The sequence below is a fragment of the Streptomyces sp. NPDC059452 genome, assembly GCF_042750035.1.
In the GTDB taxonomy this organism is placed as follows: Bacteria; Actinomycetota; Actinomycetes; order Streptomycetales; family Streptomycetaceae; genus Streptomyces.
In genome coordinates, this window is record NZ_JBHYVE010000004.1 from 92,803 (window position 1) to 109,088 (window position 16,286).

16 protein-coding genes are annotated in these 16,286 nt (G+C 69.2%); 3 read left to right on the forward strand and 13 right to left on the reverse strand.

Translation table 11 applies throughout. From position 1 onward, the window contains the following. Nucleotides 1-7 precede the first annotated feature (7 nt). From nuoK to ACFW9Z_RS08005, 11 genes are read right to left on the reverse strand one after another with little or no spacing between them, the layout of a single operon-like run. Nucleotides 8-307 (reverse strand): NADH-quinone oxidoreductase subunit NuoK, encoded by a 300-nt coding sequence (nuoK, locus tag ACFW9Z_RS07955; RefSeq protein WP_031127582.1) that lies wholly within the window; start codon nucleotides 305-307, stop codon nucleotides 8-10. Continuing rightward, on the reverse strand, nucleotides 304-1,170 hold the full coding sequence (locus ACFW9Z_RS07960) for an NADH-quinone oxidoreductase subunit J (RefSeq protein WP_384636029.1): 867 nt from the start codon (nucleotides 1,168-1,170) through the stop codon (nucleotides 304-306). The genes nuoK and ACFW9Z_RS07960 overlap by 4 nt, the downstream gene beginning before the upstream one ends. Continuing rightward, the gene (gene nuoI / locus ACFW9Z_RS07965) at nucleotides 1,167-1,847 is read right to left on the reverse strand and encodes an NADH-quinone oxidoreductase subunit NuoI (protein WP_384636032.1); all 681 of its coding nucleotides are present in this window, start codon (nucleotides 1,845-1,847) and stop codon (nucleotides 1,167-1,169) included. Before nuoI ends, ACFW9Z_RS07960 begins: the two co-directional genes overlap by 4 nt. Beyond that, entirely contained in the window at nucleotides 1,840-3,243 is a 1,404-nt protein-coding gene (gene nuoH, locus ACFW9Z_RS07970) for an NADH-quinone oxidoreductase subunit NuoH (protein WP_384636034.1), read from the reverse strand. The genes nuoI and nuoH overlap by 8 nt, the downstream gene beginning before the upstream one ends. Further along, complete coding sequence (locus ACFW9Z_RS07975) at nucleotides 3,240-5,750, reverse strand: NADH-quinone oxidoreductase subunit G (protein ID WP_384636036.1); 2,511 nt, start codon at nucleotides 5,748-5,750, stop codon at nucleotides 3,240-3,242. Before ACFW9Z_RS07975 ends, nuoH begins: the two co-directional genes overlap by 4 nt. After that, entirely contained in the window at nucleotides 5,747-7,129 is a 1,383-nt protein-coding gene (nuoF, locus tag ACFW9Z_RS07980; RefSeq protein ID WP_384636039.1) for an NADH-quinone oxidoreductase subunit NuoF, read from the reverse strand. Before nuoF ends, ACFW9Z_RS07975 begins: the two co-directional genes overlap by 4 nt. After that, complete coding sequence (gene nuoE / locus ACFW9Z_RS07985; RefSeq protein ID WP_384636804.1) at nucleotides 7,126-7,950, reverse strand: NADH-quinone oxidoreductase subunit NuoE; 825 nt, start codon at nucleotides 7,948-7,950, stop codon at nucleotides 7,126-7,128. Before nuoE ends, nuoF begins: the two co-directional genes overlap by 4 nt. Nucleotides 7,951-7,976: 26 nt before the next feature. Then, the gene (locus ACFW9Z_RS07990; RefSeq protein ID WP_384636042.1) at nucleotides 7,977-9,299 is read right to left on the reverse strand and encodes an NADH-quinone oxidoreductase subunit D; all 1,323 of its coding nucleotides are present in this window, start codon (nucleotides 9,297-9,299) and stop codon (nucleotides 7,977-7,979) included. Beyond that, nucleotides 9,299-10,024 (reverse strand): NADH-quinone oxidoreductase subunit C, encoded by a 726-nt coding sequence (locus tag ACFW9Z_RS07995; RefSeq protein ID WP_384636045.1) that lies wholly within the window; start codon nucleotides 10,022-10,024, stop codon nucleotides 9,299-9,301. Before ACFW9Z_RS07995 ends, ACFW9Z_RS07990 begins: the two co-directional genes overlap by 1 nt. Next, entirely contained in the window at nucleotides 10,021-10,575 is a 555-nt protein-coding gene (locus ACFW9Z_RS08000) for an NADH-quinone oxidoreductase subunit B family protein (protein WP_114932397.1), read from the reverse strand. Before ACFW9Z_RS08000 ends, ACFW9Z_RS07995 begins: the two co-directional genes overlap by 4 nt. Before the next feature lie 18 nt (nucleotides 10,576-10,593). After that, nucleotides 10,594-10,953 (reverse strand): NADH-quinone oxidoreductase subunit A, encoded by a 360-nt coding sequence (locus ACFW9Z_RS08005; RefSeq protein WP_084748452.1) that lies wholly within the window; start codon nucleotides 10,951-10,953, stop codon nucleotides 10,594-10,596. A 902-nt stretch (nucleotides 10,954-11,855) separates the two neighbouring features. On the opposite strand from ACFW9Z_RS08005, the gene ACFW9Z_RS08010 reads away from it, so the two are divergent. After that, nucleotides 11,856-12,740, forward strand: coding sequence for a C40 family peptidase (locus tag ACFW9Z_RS08010; RefSeq protein ID WP_384636048.1), 885 nt, complete (start codon nucleotides 11,856-11,858; stop codon nucleotides 12,738-12,740). A gap of 80 nt (nucleotides 12,741-12,820) precedes the next feature. Here the strand turns inward: ACFW9Z_RS08010 and ACFW9Z_RS08015 are convergent, their stop codons facing one another. Beyond that, the gene (locus tag ACFW9Z_RS08015) at nucleotides 12,821-14,041 is read right to left on the reverse strand and encodes an esterase/lipase family protein (protein ID WP_384636051.1); all 1,221 of its coding nucleotides are present in this window, start codon (nucleotides 14,039-14,041) and stop codon (nucleotides 12,821-12,823) included. Nucleotides 14,042-14,345: 304 nt separating this feature from the next. Next, nucleotides 14,346-14,834 carry an ATP-binding protein gene (locus ACFW9Z_RS08020; RefSeq protein ID WP_384636054.1) on the reverse strand — a complete coding sequence of 163 codons (489 nt, stop codon included), beginning with the start codon at nucleotides 14,832-14,834 and terminating at the stop codon, nucleotides 14,346-14,348. Between the two features lie 267 nt (nucleotides 14,835-15,101). Here ACFW9Z_RS08020 and ACFW9Z_RS08025 point away from each other — a divergent pair, with 267 nt between their 5' ends. Continuing rightward, on the forward strand, nucleotides 15,102-15,956 hold the full coding sequence (locus ACFW9Z_RS08025; RefSeq protein ID WP_384636057.1) for a helix-turn-helix domain-containing protein: 855 nt from the start codon (nucleotides 15,102-15,104) through the stop codon (nucleotides 15,954-15,956). Nucleotides 15,957-15,967: 11 nt separating this feature from the next. Continuing rightward, nucleotides 15,968-16,165, forward strand: a complete 198-nt coding sequence (locus ACFW9Z_RS08030; RefSeq protein ID WP_384636059.1) for a DUF397 domain-containing protein — start codon at nucleotides 15,968-15,970, stop codon at nucleotides 16,163-16,165. Nucleotides 16,166-16,286: the final 121 nt, after the last annotated feature.

A 16,286-nucleotide genomic window follows, 5' to 3' on the forward strand; every position in this document is an offset into this window, starting at 1 on the left:
GGTCCCCTTACAGCTTCATCAGGCTGGCGTCGTCGACCGAGGCCGAGTGGCGGGAGCGGAACAACGACACGATGATCGCGAGCCCGACGACGACTTCCGCGGCGGCGACGACCATCACGAAGAAGGCGACGATCTGTCCGTCGAGGTTTCCGTGCATCCGGGAGAAGGTGACGAGAGCCAGGTTGCACGCGTTGAGCATCAGCTCGATGCACATGAACAGCACGATCACGTTCCGCCGGATCAGCACCCCGGAGGCGCCGATCGCGAACAGCAGGGCCGCGAGATAGAGATAGTTGACCGGGTTCACTTGGCGGCCTCCGAGTTGTCCGCCGCGGATGCGGGGTCGGCGCCCCGGGACACGGCGTCCGCGTCCTCACGTCCGAGCCGCTCCCCGGAACGCTGCTCCAGGGCCTTCAGATCGGCGAGGGACTCCTGCGAGACATCGCGGATCTGGCCCCGGTCGCGCAGCGTCTTCATGACGGTCAGCTCGGACGGCGTGCCGTCGGGCAGCAGACCGGCGATGTCCACCGCGTTGTGCCGGGCGTAGACACCGGGCGCGGGCAGCGGCGGCAGGTGCTTGCCGCGTACGCGCTCCTCGGCCATCTCCCGCTGGGTCTTGGCCCGTTCGGTGCGCTCGCGGTGCGTGAGCACCATCGCCCCGACGGTCGCGGTGATCAGCAGGGCGCCGGTGATCTCGAACGCGAAGACGTACTTGGTGAAGATGAGGTTGGCGAGCCCCTCGACGTTCCCTCCGTGCAGGGCGTTGGCGGCGCCCAGCCCGTTGAAGGTGGACAGCGACGCGTTGCCGATGCCCGCGATCAGCAGGATGCCGAAGCCGAGGCCGCAGCCCAGGGCCAGCCAGCGCTGCCCCTTGAGGGTCTCCTTCAGGGAGTCCGCCGCCGTGACGCCGACGAGCATCACGACGAAGAGGAAGAGCATCATGATCGCGCCCGTGTAGACGATGATCTGGACGATGCCGAGGAAATAGGCGCCGTTGGCGAGGTAGAAGACGGCCAGGACGACCATGGTCCCGGCGAGCGCCAGGGCGCTGTGCACGGACTTCTTCAGCAGGATCGTGGCCAGCGCGCCGATCACGGCGACGGTCCCCAGGATCCAGAACTGGACGGCCTCACCGGTCGAGGTGGTGGAGGCCGCGGCGATCACGTTCATGCGCCTGCCCCCCTGCCCTGCTGTACGCCGGTGGCTCCGGCGGACTCGTCGGGCTTCTGCTCGCCCTTGGAGAGCGCCGGCTGCGGCACCGTACCGGGGGCGGCCTCGGTGACCAGGCCCCGGTAGTAGTCCTGTTCGTCCATGCCCGGGAAGATCGCGTGCGGGCTGTCGACCATGCCTTCCTCCAGGCCCGCGAGCAGCTCGTCCTTGGTGTAGATGAGGCTCTCGCGGGTGGTGTTGGCGAGCTCGAACTCGTTCGTCATCGTCAGCGCCCGGGTGGGACAGGCCTCGATGCAGAGTCCGCACAGGATGCAGCGCGCGTAGTTGATCTGGTAGACGCGGCCGTATCGCTCGCCCGGGGAGTAGCGCTCCTCCTCGGTGTTGTCCGCGCCCTCCACGTAGATGGCGTCCGCCGGACACGCCCAGGCGCACAGCTCGCAGCCGACGCACTTCTCCAGTCCGTCCGGGTGGCGGTTGAGCTGGTGGCGGCCGTGGAAGCGGGGCGCCGTCACCTTCGGCGTCTCCGGGTACTGCTCGGTCAGCCGCTTCTTGAACATGGCCTTGAAGGTCACGCCGAAGCCGGCCACGGGGTTCTGGAACTTCTCCCCCGCCGATCCCGATTCCCCCGAGGACCCAGCGGATCCCGATGAGCCCGTGAGCTCTGGTTTCTCAGACACCGCCGGCCTCCTTTCCGTCACTCACGTTTCCGTCACTCTGAGTATCCGACCCACCACTGACAACGAGCTCCCGCTCCCGTCGTGGTACGCGCCTGGGGACCGGCGGCAGGGTCTGTCCGGGCAGCGGTGGCACCGGGAACCCGCCCGCCATCGGGTCGAAGGCGGGCTCCGGTCCGGCCTCCGCCTCCTGGGCCCTGAGCCTGCGGTCGCGGAACATGTCGACGACCAGGGAGATCAGCAGGATCGCGAGCACCGCCCCGCCGACGTACAGCACGATCCGGGAGAAGTCGTAGCCCTCGTTCCGCAGCGCGCGGACGGTGGCGACGAGCATCAGCCAGCCCACGGAGACCGGGATCAGGACCTTCCAGCCGAGCTTCATCAGCTGGTCGTAGCGGACGCGTGGCAGGGTGCCGCGCAGCCAGATGAAGAAGAAGATCAGCGCCTGGAGCTTGAGGAAGAACCAGAGCATCGGCCACCAGCCGTGGTTCGCCCCCTCCCAGAACGCGGAGATCGGGTACGGGGCCCGCCAGCCGCCGAGGAACAGCGTCACCGCGATCATCGACACGGTCACCATGTGGATGTACTCGGCGAGCATGAACATCGCGAACTTGATGGAGCTGTACTCGGTGTTGAAGCCGCCGACGAGGTCGCCCTCGGACTCCGGCATGTCGAACGGGGCCCGGCTGGCCTCCCCGACCATCGTCACCATGTAGATGAGGAAGGACATCGGCAGCAGGATGATGTACCACCGGTCCGCCTGCGACTCCACGATCGTGGAGGTCGACATCGACCCGGAGTAGAGGAAGACCGAGGCGAACGCGGCGCCCATGGCGATCTCGTAGCTGATCATCTGGGCGCACGAGCGGATCCCGCCGAGCAGCGGGTACGTCGAGCCCGAGGACCAGCCGCCGAGCACGAACCCGTACACCCCGACCGCACCGACGGCGAGGATGTAGAGCGCGGCGATCGGCAGGTCGGTGAGCTGCATCGTCGTACGGGTGCCGAAGATCGAGACCTCGTTGCCCGCCGGGCCGAAGGGGATGACCGCGACCGCCATGAAGGCGGGGATCGCCGCGAGGATCGGCGCGAGGATGTAGACCGCCTTGTCCGCGCGCTTGACGATGACGTCTTCTTTCAGCATCAGTTTGACGCCGTCGGCGAGCGACTGGAGCAGTCCCCAGGGGCCGTGCCGGTTGGGGCCGATCCGCAGCTGCATCCAGGCGACGACCTTGCGCTCCCACACGATGGAGAAGAGCACGACCAGCATCAGGAACGCGAAGCAGAAGACCGCCTTGACGAGCACCAGCCACCAGGGGTCGGTGCCGAACATCGAGAGATCCTCGGCGGCGAGGACGGCACCCCCGGGCGCCGTCGTGAGTGCGGTGAGGCCAGTCACGCTCGTACCTCCGATGGTTCGACGGGAGCAGCCGGTACGGCGGCGGGGCTGATCCGTACCAGGCCCCCGGGGTTCGCACCGGTGTCGGCGGGGATGCCGCGTCCCACCGAGTTCAGCGGCACCCAGACCACGCGGTCCGGCATGTCGGTGACCTGGAGGGGGAGTTCGACGGTGCCGGTGGGGCCGGTGACGGCGAGCAGGTCGCCGTCCTTGACGCCGGTCTCGGTGGCCGTGGTGGCGGAGAGCCGGGCGACGGCCGCGTGCCGGGTTCCGGCGAGCGCGGTGTCGCCCTCCTGGAGCCGGCCGAGGTCGAGCAGCATCCGGTGGCCCGCGAGGACCGCCTCGCCGTCGCCGGGCCGGGGCAGCGGCTGCGCCGGTTCGCGCGGGTCGTCCGCGTGGCCGCCCTCCCAGCCGCCGAGCCGGTCCAGCTCGCGGCGGACGGCGGTCAGGTCGGGCAGCGCGAAGTGGACGTCCATGGCGTCGGCCAGCATGTGCAGCACGCGGGAGTCGACCGGCGAGAGCGTCCGGGGCATCTGTTCCGGCTTCAGCGCCGCCTGGAACATCCGGACCCGGCCCTCCCAGTTGAGGAAGGTGCCGGACTTCTCCGCGACGGCGGCGACCGGGAAGACCACGTCGGCCCGGGCGGTCACCTCGCTCGGCCGCAGCTCCAGCGAGACCAGGAACCCGACCTCGTCCAGCGCCTCGATCGCCCGCGCCGGGTCGGGCAGGTCCTCCACGCCGACCCCGGCGACGAGCAGCGCGCCCAGTTCGCCGGTGGCGGCGGCCTCGATGATCTGGCCGGTGTCACGGCCGTGGCGGGAGGGCAGTTCGGCGACGCGCCAGACGGCGGCCACCTCGTCCCGGGCCCGCGGATCGGTGGCCGGACGGCCGCCGGGCAGCAGGGTGGGGAGCGCGCCCGCCTCCACCGCGCCCCGGTCGCCCGCCCGGCGCGGAATCCACACCAGGCGTGCGCCGGTCGCGGCGGCGGTACGGACGGCGGCGGAGAGTGCGCCGGGCACACCCGCGAGCCGCTCACCGACGATGATCAGGGAGTGCTCACCGCGCAACGCCTCGGCGGCGGCATCCCCTTCGGCCTCCAGACCGACCCCGCCCGCGAGCGCGTCCAGCCACTCGGTCTCCGTACCGGGCGCGGCGGGCAGCAGCGTGCCGCCCGCCTTCACCAGGCCGCGCGTGGCGTGCGAGGCGAGCGCGAAGGTCTTCTGACCGCTCTTGCGGTGGGCCTTGCGCAACCTGAGGAAGACACCGGGGGCCTCCTCCTCCGACTCGAACCCGACGAGCAGGACCGCGGGGGCCTTCTCCAGCGCGGAGTACGTGACCCCCTCGCCGTCCAGGTCCCGGCCGCGCCCGGCGACACGGGCGGCCAGGAAGTCGGCCTCCTCGCCACTGTGGACCCGCGAGCGGAAGTCGATGTCATTGGTGTCGAGAGCGACCCGGGCGAACTTGCTGTACGCGTAGGAGTCCTCGACGGTCAGTCGGCCACCGGTCAGGACACCGGTACGGCCCCGGGCCGCGAGCAGTCCGGCGGCCGCCGCCTCCAGCGCCTCGGGCCAGCTCGCCGGTTCCAGGACGCCGTCGGCGTTGCGGACCAGCGGGGTGGTGAGGCGGTCGCGCTGCTGGGCGTAGCGGAAGCCGAACCTCCCCTTGTCGCAGATCCACTCCTCGTTGACCTCGGGCTCGTTGGCCGCGAGGCGCCGCATGACCTTGCCGCGCCGGTGGTCGGTGCGCATCCCGCAGCCGCCGGAGCACTGCTCGCACACCGAGGGGGTGGAGACCAGGTCGAAGGGGCGGGAGCGGAAGCGGTACGCCGCCGAGGTCAGCGCCCCGACCGGGCAGATCTGGATGGTGTTGCCGGAGAAGTACGACTCGAAGGGGTCGCCCTCGCCGGTACCGACCTGCTGGAGGGCGCCGCGCTCGATCAGCTCGATCATCGGGTCGCCCGCCACCTGGTTGGAGAACCGGGTGCAGCGCGCGCAGAGCACGCACCGCTCACGGTCCAGCAGCACCTGGGTGGAGATCGGGACGGGCTTCTCGAAGGTCCGCTTCTTGCCGTCGAAGCGGGAGTCGGCGCCACCGTGGGACATCGCCTGGTTCTGGAGCGGGCACTCGCCGCCCTTGTCGCAGACGGGGCAGTCCAGTGGGTGGTTGATCAGCAGCAGCTCCATCACACCCTTCTGCGCCTTCTCGGCGACAGGAGAGGTGATCTGCGACTTGACGACCATGCCGTCAGTACAGGTGATCGTGCAGGAGGCCATCGGCTTGCGCTGGCCCTCGACCTCGACGATGCACTGGCGGCAGGCACCGGCCGGGTCGAGGAGCGGGTGGTCGCAGAAGCGCGGGATCTCGATGCCGAGGAGTTCGGCGGCCCGGATGACCAGGGTCCCCTTGGGGACGCTGATCTCGATGCCGTCGATGGTCAGCGTGACCAGGTCCTCGGGCGGGATGGCCGCCTCGCCGCCCCCGGAGGGCGCACTCGTGGTGACTGTCATGCGTTCACCCCCCGGTGAGCGTTCTTGCCGTCGACGTTCTTGTCGTCGGCCCAGGCCGTGGATTTCGCGGGATCGAAGGGGCAGCCCTTGCCCGTGATGTGCTGTTCGTACTCCTCGCGGAAGTACTTGAGCGAGGAGAAGATCGGCGAGGCGGCACCGTCGCCGAGCGCACAGAACGACTTGCCGTTGATGTTGTCGGCGATGTCGTTGAGCTTGTCCAGGTCGGACATCTGGCCCTTGCCCGCCTCGATGTCACGGAGCAACTGGACCAGCCAGTACGTCCCTTCACGGCACGGCGTGCACTTGCCGCAGGACTCGTGGGCGTAGAACTCGGTCCAGCGGGTGACGGCCCGTACCACGCAGGTCGTCTCGTCGAAGCACTGCAGCGCCTTCGTGCCGAGCATGGACCCGGCGGCGCCGACGCCCTCGTAATCGAGGGGTACGTCGAGGTGCTCGTCGGTGAACATCGGGGTGGAGGAGCCGCCCGGGGTCCAGAACTTGAGGCGGTGACCGGCCCGCATCCCGCCGCTCATGTCGAGGAGCTGACGCAGCGTGATGCCGAGCGGGGCCTCGTACTGGCCGGGGCTGGTGACATGGCCGCTGAGCGAGTAGAGCGTGAAGCCCGGGGACTTCTCGCTGCCCATCGACTTGAACCAGTCCTTGCCCTTGTTCAGGATCGCGGGAACCGAGGCGATGGACTCGACGTTGTTCACCACAGTGGGGCAGGCGTACAGACCGGCGACCGCAGGGAAAGGGGGCCGCAGCCGGGGCTGTCCACGCCGTCCTTCGAGAGAGTCGAGCAGCGCGGTTTCCTCACCACAGATGTACGCGCCGGCACCTGCGTGCACCGTGAGTTCCAGATCGAGCCCTGAACCCAGGATGTTCGTCCCCAGATAACCCGCCTCGTACGCCTCTCGTACGGCCTCGTGCAGTCGTCGCAGCACGGGGACGACCTCACCGCGCAAGTAGATGAACGCGTGCGACGAACGGATCGCGTAACAGGCGATCACGATGCCCTCGATGAGGCTATGCGGGTTCGCGAAGAGGAGCGGGATGTCCTTGCAGGTCCCCGGCTCCGACTCGTCGGCGTTGACAACTAGATAGTGCGGTTTGCCGTCTCCCTGCGGGATGAACTGCCACTTCATCCCGGTGGGGAACCCGGCGCCCCCGCGTCCGCGCAGACCGGAGTCCTTGACGTACGCGATGAGGTCGTCGGGGTCCATGGCGAGGGCCTTGCGCAGTCCCTCGTACCCCTCGTGGCGGCGGTAGGTCTCCAGGGTCCAGGACTCGGGCTGGTCCCAGAAGGAGGAGAGGACGGGGGCGAGCAGCTTCTCGGGGCTCGTCCCGTTGTGGTCGATCTCGGCGGCCAAGGTCATCACTCCCCCTCCTCGGCGGTGGGCCCGGCCGGGTGCTCCGGGTCGGAGGCCGAGGTCTGCTGCGGTGCGTCGTGCGAGCTGAGGTGCTCGGACGGCGAAGGGTCGTGCGGCTGCTCACCCTTGGGCTGTCCGTCGCGCGGGGCGACGACCCGGGCCTTCGGCAGTCCCTCGCCCTTGGCGAGCTTGAGCCCGACGAGGGAGGCAGGGCCCGCGCCACCCGTGGCCTCGACGGCGCCGGGGCGCTCGTCGGGGAAGCCGGCCAGGATGCGGGCGGTCTCCTTGTAGGAGCAGAGCGGGGCGCCACGGGTGGGCTCGACGGTCCGCCCGGCGATCAGGTCGTCCACGAGCCGGGTGGCGCTCTCGGGCGTCTGGTTGTCGAAGAACTCCCAGTTCACCATCACGACGGGCGCGAAGTCACAGGCCGCGTTGCACTCGATGTGCTCCAGCGTGACCTTGCCGTCCTCGGTCGTCTCGTTGTTGCCGACGCCGAGGTGCTCCTTGAGCGTGTCGAAGATGGCGTCGCCGCCCATGACCGCGCACAGGGTGTTGGTGCAGACCCCGACCTGGTAGTCACCGCTGGGCCTGCGCCGGTACATGGAGTAGAAGGTCGCGACGGCCGTGACCTCGGCGGTGGTGAGGTCGAGGGTCTCGGCACAGAAGGCCATCCCCGTACGGGAGACGTACCCCTCCTCGGACTGTACGAGGTGGAGGAGCGGCAGCAGTGCGGAGCGGCTTCCCGGGTAGCGGGCGATCACCTCCTTCGCGTCCGCGTCGAGCCGGGCGCGCACGTCGGCCGGGTAGGCGGGGGCGGGGAGCTGCGGCATCCCCAGACTGACCTCTTGGTTTGCGGTCACCGGTCGACGCCTCCCATCACGGGGTCGATGGACGCGACGGCGACGATCACGTCGGCGACCTGGCCGCCCTCGCACATCGCCGCCATGGCTTGCAGATTGGTGAAGGACGGGTCCCGGAAGTGGACCCGGTAGGGGCGGGTTCCGCCGTCGGAGACGACATGCGCGCCGAGTTCGCCCTTGGGGGACTCGACGGCGGTGTACGCCTGCCCGGCCGGGACCCGGAACCCTTCGGTCACCAGCTTGAAGTGGTGGATCAGGGCCTCCATGGAGGTGCCCATGATGTTCCTGATGTGGTCGAGCGAGTTGCCGAGTCCGTCCGCGCCGAGGGCGAGCTGGGCGGGCCAGGCGATCTTCTTGTCGGCGACCATGACCGGACCCGGCTCCAGCCGCTCCAGGCACTGCTCGATGATCCGGAGCGACTCGCGCATCTCGTCCATGCGGATCAGGAAGCGTCCGTAGGAGTCGCAGGTGTCGGCGGTCGGCACTTCGAAGTCGTAGGTGTCGTAGCCGCAGTAGGGGTCGCTCTTGCGCAGGTCGTGCGGGAGTCCGGCGGAGCGCAGCACCGGCCCGGTGACGCCGAGCGCCACGCAACCGGTGAGGTCGAGGTAGCCGACGTCCTTCATACGGGCCTTGAAGATGGGGTTGCCGGTGGCGAGCTTGTCGTACTCCGGCAGGTTCTTCTTCATGGTCCTGATGAACTCGCGCAGTGCGTCGACCGCGCCCGGCGGCAGGTCCTGGGCGAGGCCGCCGGGGCGGACGAACGCGTGGTTCATCCGGAGGCCGGTGATCAGCTCGAAGAGGTCGAGGACCAGTTCACGGTCGCGGAGACCGTAGATCATGATCGTGGTCGCGCCCAGCTCCATACCGCCGGTGGCGATACAGACCATGTGCGAGGAGATCCGGTTGAGCTCCATCAGGAGCACGCGGATGATCGTGGCCCGGTCGGGGATCTGGTCCTCGATGCCGAGAAGCTTCTCGACGCCCAGGCAGTACGCCGTCTCGTTGAAGAACGGCGTCAGGTAGTCCATCCGCGTGACGAACGTGGTGCCCTGGGTCCAGTTGCGGAATTCGAGGTTCTTCTCGATACCGGTGTGGAGGTAGCCGATGCCGCAGCGGGCCTCGGTGACGGTCTCGCCGTCGATCTCCAGGATCAGCCGCAGCACGCCGTGTGTGGACGGGTGCTGAGGACCCATGTTGACGATGATGCGTTCGTCGTCGGACTTGGCTGCGGATTCGACGACCTCGTCCCAGTCGCCGCCGGTGACTGTATATACAGTCCCCTCGGTGGTCGCTCGGGGTGTCGCGTGGGGAGTGGTCATCAGGAGTACGACCTCCGCTGGTCCGGAGCCGGGATCTGGGCGCCCTTGTACTCGACGGCGATGCCGCCGAGCGGGTAGTCCTTGCGCTGCGGGAAGCCCTGCCAGTCGTCCGGCATCATGATCCGGGTCAGGGCCGGGTGCCCGTCGAAGATGAGCCCGAAGAAGTCGTACGCCTCGCGCTCGTGCCAGTCGTTGGTCGGATAGACCTCGACGAGGGACGGGATGTGCGGGTCGCTGTCCGGGGCGGAGACCTCCAGCCGGATGATCCGGCCGTGGGTGAGGGACCGCAGGTGGTAGACGGCGTGCAGCTCGCGGCCCTTGTCGCCGAGGAAGTGGACGCCGCTGACGCCCGTACAGAGCTCGAAGCGCAGGGCGGGGTCGTCGCGCAGGGTGCGGGCGACCTGGACCAGGTGCTCGCGGGCGATGTGGAAGGTGAGCTCGTCGCGGTCGACGACGGTGCGCTCGATGGCGTTCTCGGGGAGCAGGTCCTGCTCCTCCAGGGCCCCTTCGAGCTCGTCGGCCACCTCGTCGAACCACCCCCCGTAGGGCCGGGAGGAGGCGCCCGGGAACGTGATGGTGCGGACGAGGCCGCCGTAGCCGGAGGTGTCGCCGCCGTTGTTGGCGCCGAACATGCCCTTGCGTACGCGGATGACCTCGCCGCCGGTGTCGCGCGGGGCGGGTACGGAGTTGCCGTTCCGCCCCTCGCCGTGGGTGTTGTCGCTCACCGCAGGAGCCCCTTCATCTCGATCAGGGGCAGCGCGTTGAGGGCCGCTTCCTCCGCCTCGCGGGCGGCTTCCTCCGCGTTGACGCCGAGCTTGCCGTCCTGGATCTTCTGGTGGAGCTTGAGAATGGCGTCCAGCAGCATTTCGGGACGCGGCGGGCATCCCGGCAAATAGATATCGACCGGGACAATGTGATCAACACCCTGCACAATGGCGTAATTGTTGAACATTCCGCCCGATGATGCGCAAACCCCCATGGAGATGACCCACTTGGGGTTCGGCATCTGGTCGTAGACCTGCCGCAGGACGGGCGCCATCTTCTGGCTGACCCGTCCGGCGACGATCATCAGGTCCGCCTGGCGCGGCGATCCGCGGAAGACCTCCATCCCGAACCGGGCCAGGTCGTAGCGGCCCGCACCTGTCGTCATCATCTCGATGGCGCAGCAGGCGAGGCCGAACGTGGCCGGGAAGACGGAGGACTTCCGCACCCAGCCGGCGGCCTGTTCGACCGTGGTCAGCACGAAGCCGCTGGGCAGCTTCTCTTCGAGTCCCATGGTGTGCCCCTCAGCCCCTTAGTCCCATTCCAGGCCGCCGCGACGCCAGACATACGCGTAGGCGACGAAGACGGTGAGCACGAAGAGCAGCATCTCCACGAGCCCGAAGATCCCGAGGGCGTCGAAGGAGACCGCCCAGGGATAGAGGAAGATGATCTCGATGTCGAAGACGATGAAAAGCATCGCCGTCAGGTAGTACTTGATGGGGAAGCGGCCACCTCCGGCCGGTGTCGGCGTGGGTTCGATACCGCACTCGTACGCTTCGAGCTTTGCCCGGTTGTACCGCCTGGGGCCGATAAGCGTGGCCATGACCACGGAGAAGATCGCAAACCCTGCCCCCAGGGCGCCGAGCACGAGGATGGGCGCGTAGGCATTCACGCTCCTCGCTCCTTCCAGTCGTCCTTGACCGTTGGACCGCATCGGGCGACCGGCTCGCCACCTCACCAAGATCGTGCACATGTGAGGCAGTTCACAAGCCCGACTGCCCCGCATCCTATGCCCGTCCCCCTGTGATCTGCGACACGGGGTACGACAACGTCTTTGTGATCTCCACCACCTGACGAAGGATCATGAAGTCGTATGAGCGGTGATCTTCATACGCGAAGCGGCCGAGTGATCACGAGACGTGACATTCATCGGTGTTACCGCTGGTCAAAGACGTGCGGCGCTATCAATGGACGGCCATTACAAGCAAATTGGCGGTGGACCGCGACGGGGTGATAAGGGCACCGGTCGCCGATCACCCTCACCCGGACGAGGGGCGGCGAGGACCGAAGGGGACATGTGCGCGCATTCACGAACTTCCGGATCGCGCGTGCACCGGCTCCCGGATCGCGCGTGCGTCGACTTCCGGATCGCGCGTGCGTCGACTCCCGGATCGCGCGCACGGAACCCCGGAGGGCTCGCACGCGGGCCCGCCCGGGGACTTGCACGCGGGCCCGCCGGAGGGGTGGCGGGGCGCCCGCCGTCGAAGCGGAGCGGACGCCGCCCGCGGGCGCGAGGGTTGCCGCTCACCCGAGACCCACGCTGTGACCTGCGTCACCGGGCGCGGGTCGCGCGGAAACCGGGCTTGGCCATCGGTGTGAACGGATGGTAAGCAGCGGGCAATTCGGGCGTATTACCGAAAGGCAGAGATCACGGCCCTGATCACTCATGCCCGTTTTGCCCGTTACGGCGTCAATAAAGGCGCACGGAAAGCGGATTCACAGATTCCGAACGTAACTGTGTCGCAACACACGTTTCTTGATGGGACCCCTACAGCCCTGATAGCGCTAGTACCCATGTCCCACACCGCTCACATACCCAGCCACCGGAAGCCCCGCCAGCGCGCCTCGAAGTCGGCGCTGCGAGCCGGAGTTGCCGGTGGCGTCCTCAGCACCATCGCGGTCGCGGGTGCCGCGGGCCCGGCGCAGGCCGAGGCACAGGCCGAACCGGTCACCCAGACCATCGAGATGCCCACCATCACCGCCGGGCTCTCCGCCGCCGTCGCCGCCTCCGCCGAGGCCACCCAGCAGATCGCTCTCGACCTGGAGGCGCAGGCCCACGAGGCCGCCGCCGCCAAGAGCGCTGCGAAGGAGGCCAAGAAGGCCAAGGCCGAGGCGGTCCGCAAGGCCGAGGCCAAGAAGAAGGCCGAAGCCGCCGCCGAGGCCCGCGCGGAGGCCGAGGCCCAGGAGCGCACCGAGCGCGCCTCCCGCACCGCCGAGCGCACGACGCTCAGCGCCCCCGCCACCGCCTCCACGGGCTCCTCCTCGGGCAACTCGGCCCCGGCCTCCGCCCCCTCGGCGGCCCCGGCCCCCTCGTCGAACGCCTCGGGCTCCGCCGGAGCCATCGTCGCCTTCGCCAAGGCCCAGGTCGGCGACGCGTACGTGGCCGGTGGCACCGGCCCCAACGCGTGGGACTGCTCCGGCCTGGTCCAGGCCGCGTACCGCTCGGTGGGCATCGACCTCCCCCGCGTCTCGCAGGCCCAGTCGACGGCCGGCACCCAGGTCTCCCTGAACGCCCTCCAGCCCGGCGACATCCTGTACTGGGGCGCCGCGGGCAGCGCGTACCACGTGGCGATCTACGTGGGCGGCGGCCAGTTCGTCGGCGCGCAGAACTCCAGCACCGGCACGGTCCAGCGCTCCATGGACTACGACCGGCCGACGGGCGCGGTCCGCGTTCTCTGATTCACAAGCGCCTCGCAGCACGGCCCGAGGGCCCGCCGCTCCCCCGCTCGGGAGTGACGGGCCCTCGGGCCGTGCTCGGCTCAGTGCGGCAGCCGGTCCAGCAGCCAGGTGCACAGCTCCTCGGTGATGGCCGTGTGCCCGGTGGTCCCGGACGAGCAGAGGAAGTCGTCCAGTTCGCTCTCGTCCGGCGGGAGGTCGTCGATGTTCGCGTACAGGTCCTCGGGCCGGTCGAGGTCCCGGACGGCCACCGCGCTGACCGTGGGCACGAAACAGACATCCGGGTGGCGCAGGTCCACCGTCGCACCGGCCTTCTCCAGCGCGGAGGCGAGAATCCGGTACGAGCCCAGCGTGCCGCCCGGGGCGCCGTCGAGCGCCGGGAACCCGCTCGTCCGGATCGTCTTCTCCGCCTTCGGGAAGAGCCGCTTCAGCTCCGCGACGACGACCTCGTGCCCCTCGGCCTGGGTCAGCAGCTTCGTACCCGGGTAGACCCGGTCACCGGTGGACGCCAACGCGGTCTGACCGGGCGGCACGTCGATCCCCTGCCCGTCGCCCCGGCCGTTGGCCACGGCGATCAGCCGGGGAATCCGGGGCCAGCCGCCGACGTCCCGCAGCGCGCCCAGGAACTTCTCCCGCTCCGGGTCCACCCCGATGGTGCCGTCCTGGCTGTTGTAGTGGCGCCACAGCATCTGCCGTGCGGCGGCGCTGTTCATCTGCTTCGCGAAGTCGTTGGGCACCGGGATGAAGTGCGCGAACGCCTGGAGCCCGATCGGGACGACGGCACCCCGGTGCGGGCTGTCGTAGGAGAAGTAGAGCCCGGTGCGGTGGTCCATCCGCTGGTGCTCCAGCCGCGCCAGCGCGTAACGGGTGACGAGCCCGCCCATGCTGAAGCCGCCGACCGTCAGCCGCGCGTCGCCCAGCTGTGAGGCGTTGGTGCGCAGGATGGCGTCGGTGACGGTCCGCGCGTTGTCCAGGACGGAGGCGCTGCGCTCGTCGAAGCCGACCAGGATGACGTCTCGGCCCCGCTGCTTCAGGGAGCCGATGAGCGGGAAGTCCGCCTCCAGCCCGAGGTAGAGCGCGTCGAGATCGCTGCGCCCCAGGTTGAACCCGTCCGCCATGAGCACCGGCCGTACGATGCCCCGGTTGCCGTTCCCGTAGTAGACCCGGGCGAAGCCGCCCGGCAGGACCCACTCCTCGTCGGCGCGCGGGACCGTACCCCCGCCGGCCGCCGTGGCCCGCGGCGCACCCGCCAGCGTGAACGCGCCGATGGACTGCTCCGCGCTCTCGCCCTGCTGTCCGGACACTGTGTCGCTCCTCCGCCCGCGCACAGGCCGCAGCGGCCCGACGGACACGGGCACGGAGACTGCGGCGGGGGTGCGGGGGCCCGCACATCATGGCCGCGCCTCCGACGCTCGTACGCGCCTGCGCCACGCCGTGTCACCCTCTCGGGTAGAAACTCGCGGCCGCACGTTTGACCTGCGGAAAGGTGCGTTTGGCCGATCTCTTACGGTACGGGGACTGGTGCCGCTGCGGGTCGGCCCGCCGTGCCTGTGGTGCGGGCCGGGAACCCCCGGGCCGCCGCCCCGGCGACGGCGGGAATCACGCCATTCACCTCGTCACCCGTACGGGATCGGCGTCGGCTTCCGCCACGGTGTCCCGGCCCGGTTCCGTGAGGACGAACCAGACCGTCCGGGTCCGCCGGGTGTTCTCCTGGCGCGTGCTGCTCCCCCAGCTGGTGGCCAGGCCGTCGACGACCAGGAACCCGCGTCCGCCTTCGCCTTCGGGGCGGGCCGCCGGTTTCGGCAGGGGGCCCAGGCCGTCGTCCGTGACGTGGACCGCGACCTGGTCCCGGTCCACCATGACCTCGACCCGGACCAGCTCCGAACGCGTGTGGCAGTACACGTTGGAGACCAGCTCACTCACGCAGAGCCGGGCATCGTCCGCGAGTCCGGGGTGCGCGCCGGTCCGGAGCAGCGTTCCGACGAAGTCCCGCACGATCTTCGCGGCGGCGGGCGAGTTGGGCATCGCGAGCTGGTAGCCCTCGCAGGGTTCGGGGATGCGCGGAAAGGGGGCGGGTGGCGCGATGACGGCCGGCATGGGGGTCTCCCTACGTGAGCCAGAGTCGATGGGTGCGCCATTTCGTTCTCGGCTGCCGTGGCTCCGGCCGCATACAGGTACCGGTCAAGGCCCCTGCGTACGGCTGCACTTCGGCGTCGATACCCGGCGCGTCGGTCTCATGGGCAGGCTAGGGTCAATAAATGGCCCGGAACAAGAATGCGCCCCACCTATTCACCCTTGTGGGTGACCTCGTCGCGATCCGCCGAAAGCCCTGCGACACTGCACGCGCAGACAGGGGAAGGTGACATGCCACCAAGGGACAACCCGACCGCGCGCCAGGCCCGCCTGGGCGCCGAACTGAGGAAGCTCCGGGAGCGCGCGGGCAAGACCGCCCGGGAGGCCGCCGGGCGCATCTCGACCGACCAGGCCAGGATCAGCAACATCGAGGCCGGACGGAGCGGCATCGGCGAGGAGCGCATCCGCCGGCTCGCGAGCTTCTACGCCTGCGACGACGAGGCGCTGATCGACGCCTTGTGCGCGATATCCCGTGAGCACCGGGGCCAGTTCTGGTGGGACGAGTACCGCGGGGTGCTGCCGCCCGGATTCCTGGACATCGCGGAGCTGGAGCACCATGCGCGCTATATGCGGAGCCTCCAGCCGGTGACCATGCCGGGGCTGCTCCAGACACCCGATTACGCGCGGGCGATGTTCGGGTTGGCGCTGCCCAAGCTGCCCGAGGACGAGGTGGAGGCCCGGGTGGAGCACCGCATGCGGAGGGCGACCATTCTCGATCGGGACGAGCCTCCGGAGTTCGCACCCATCGTGCACGAGGCGGCGTTGCGGATGCGAGTGGGCGGACGCAAGGTCGCCCGCGCCCAGTTGGAACACCTGCTGGAAGAAGCGGACCGGCCCAACGTCTCCCTGCGCGTCATCACGTTCTCCAGTGAGCAGGATGTGGACATGACCCACACCGCCCTGTATACGGGTGGCGTCGTACCCCAGCTCGACACGGTGCACATCGATGCCCCCATCCGCAGCGTCTACCTGGATGCGGAGGCGGATTTGCACCGCTTCCGCCTGTGGCTCGACCTCGCCCGAACAGCGTCCCTGGACCCGGCAGAGTCACGGAGCTTCATCCATCACCTCGCACGGGATATGTGAGAATTCCCTGCATGAACGAAGCACTTGAGTGGCAGAAGTCCACCTTCTCCGGCTCGCAGGAACAGTGCGTGGAGATCACCGAGAACGCCGGTCAGATCCTCATGCGCGAGAGCGACGATCCCGGCGCCGTGGCCGTCACCTCGCGCGAGAAGTTCGCCGCGTTCATCAAGGGTGTCAAGGCAGGCGAGTTCGACCACTTCGCCCAGTAGGGCGTCCCGAACCCCACGCTACGAAGGCCCTCCACCCCACGGTGGAGGGCCTTCGCACGTATGAGCCAGCATTTTTGTTCCGGAACATGGTTGCGCCGTAGCGGCGCGTGACGTTACGGTC

What these genes read in the sequence shown, in the direction of transcription:
- ACFW9Z_RS07990 (WP_384636042.1), bottom strand. Translation starts at nt 9,299, where the DNA reads ATGACCACTCCCCACGCGACACCCCGAGCGACCACCGAGGGGACTGTA.
- ACFW9Z_RS08000 (WP_114932397.1), bottom strand. Translation starts at nt 10,575, where the DNA reads ATGGGACTCGAAGAGAAGCTGCCCAGCGGCTTCGTGCTGACCACGGTC.
- ACFW9Z_RS08010 (WP_384636048.1), top strand. Translation starts at nt 11,856, where the DNA reads ATGTCCCACACCGCTCACATACCCAGCCACCGGAAGCCCCGCCAGCGC.
- ACFW9Z_RS08030 (WP_384636059.1), top strand. Translation starts at nt 15,968, where the DNA reads ATGAACGAAGCACTTGAGTGGCAGAAGTCCACCTTCTCCGGCTCGCAG.
- ACFW9Z_RS07960 (WP_384636029.1), bottom strand. Translation starts at nt 1,170, where the DNA reads ATGAACGTGATCGCCGCGGCCTCCACCACCTCGACCGGTGAGGCCGTC.
- ACFW9Z_RS08020 (WP_384636054.1), bottom strand. Translation starts at nt 14,834, where the DNA reads ATGCCGGCCGTCATCGCGCCACCCGCCCCCTTTCCGCGCATCCCCGAA.
- ACFW9Z_RS08025 (WP_384636057.1), top strand. Translation starts at nt 15,102, where the DNA reads ATGCCACCAAGGGACAACCCGACCGCGCGCCAGGCCCGCCTGGGCGCC.
- nuoE (WP_384636804.1), bottom strand. Translation starts at nt 7,950, where the DNA reads ATGCCGCAGCTCCCCGCCCCCGCCTACCCGGCCGACGTGCGCGCCCGG.
- ACFW9Z_RS07975 (WP_384636036.1), bottom strand. Translation starts at nt 5,750, where the DNA reads ATGACAGTCACCACGAGTGCGCCCTCCGGGGGCGGCGAGGCGGCCATC.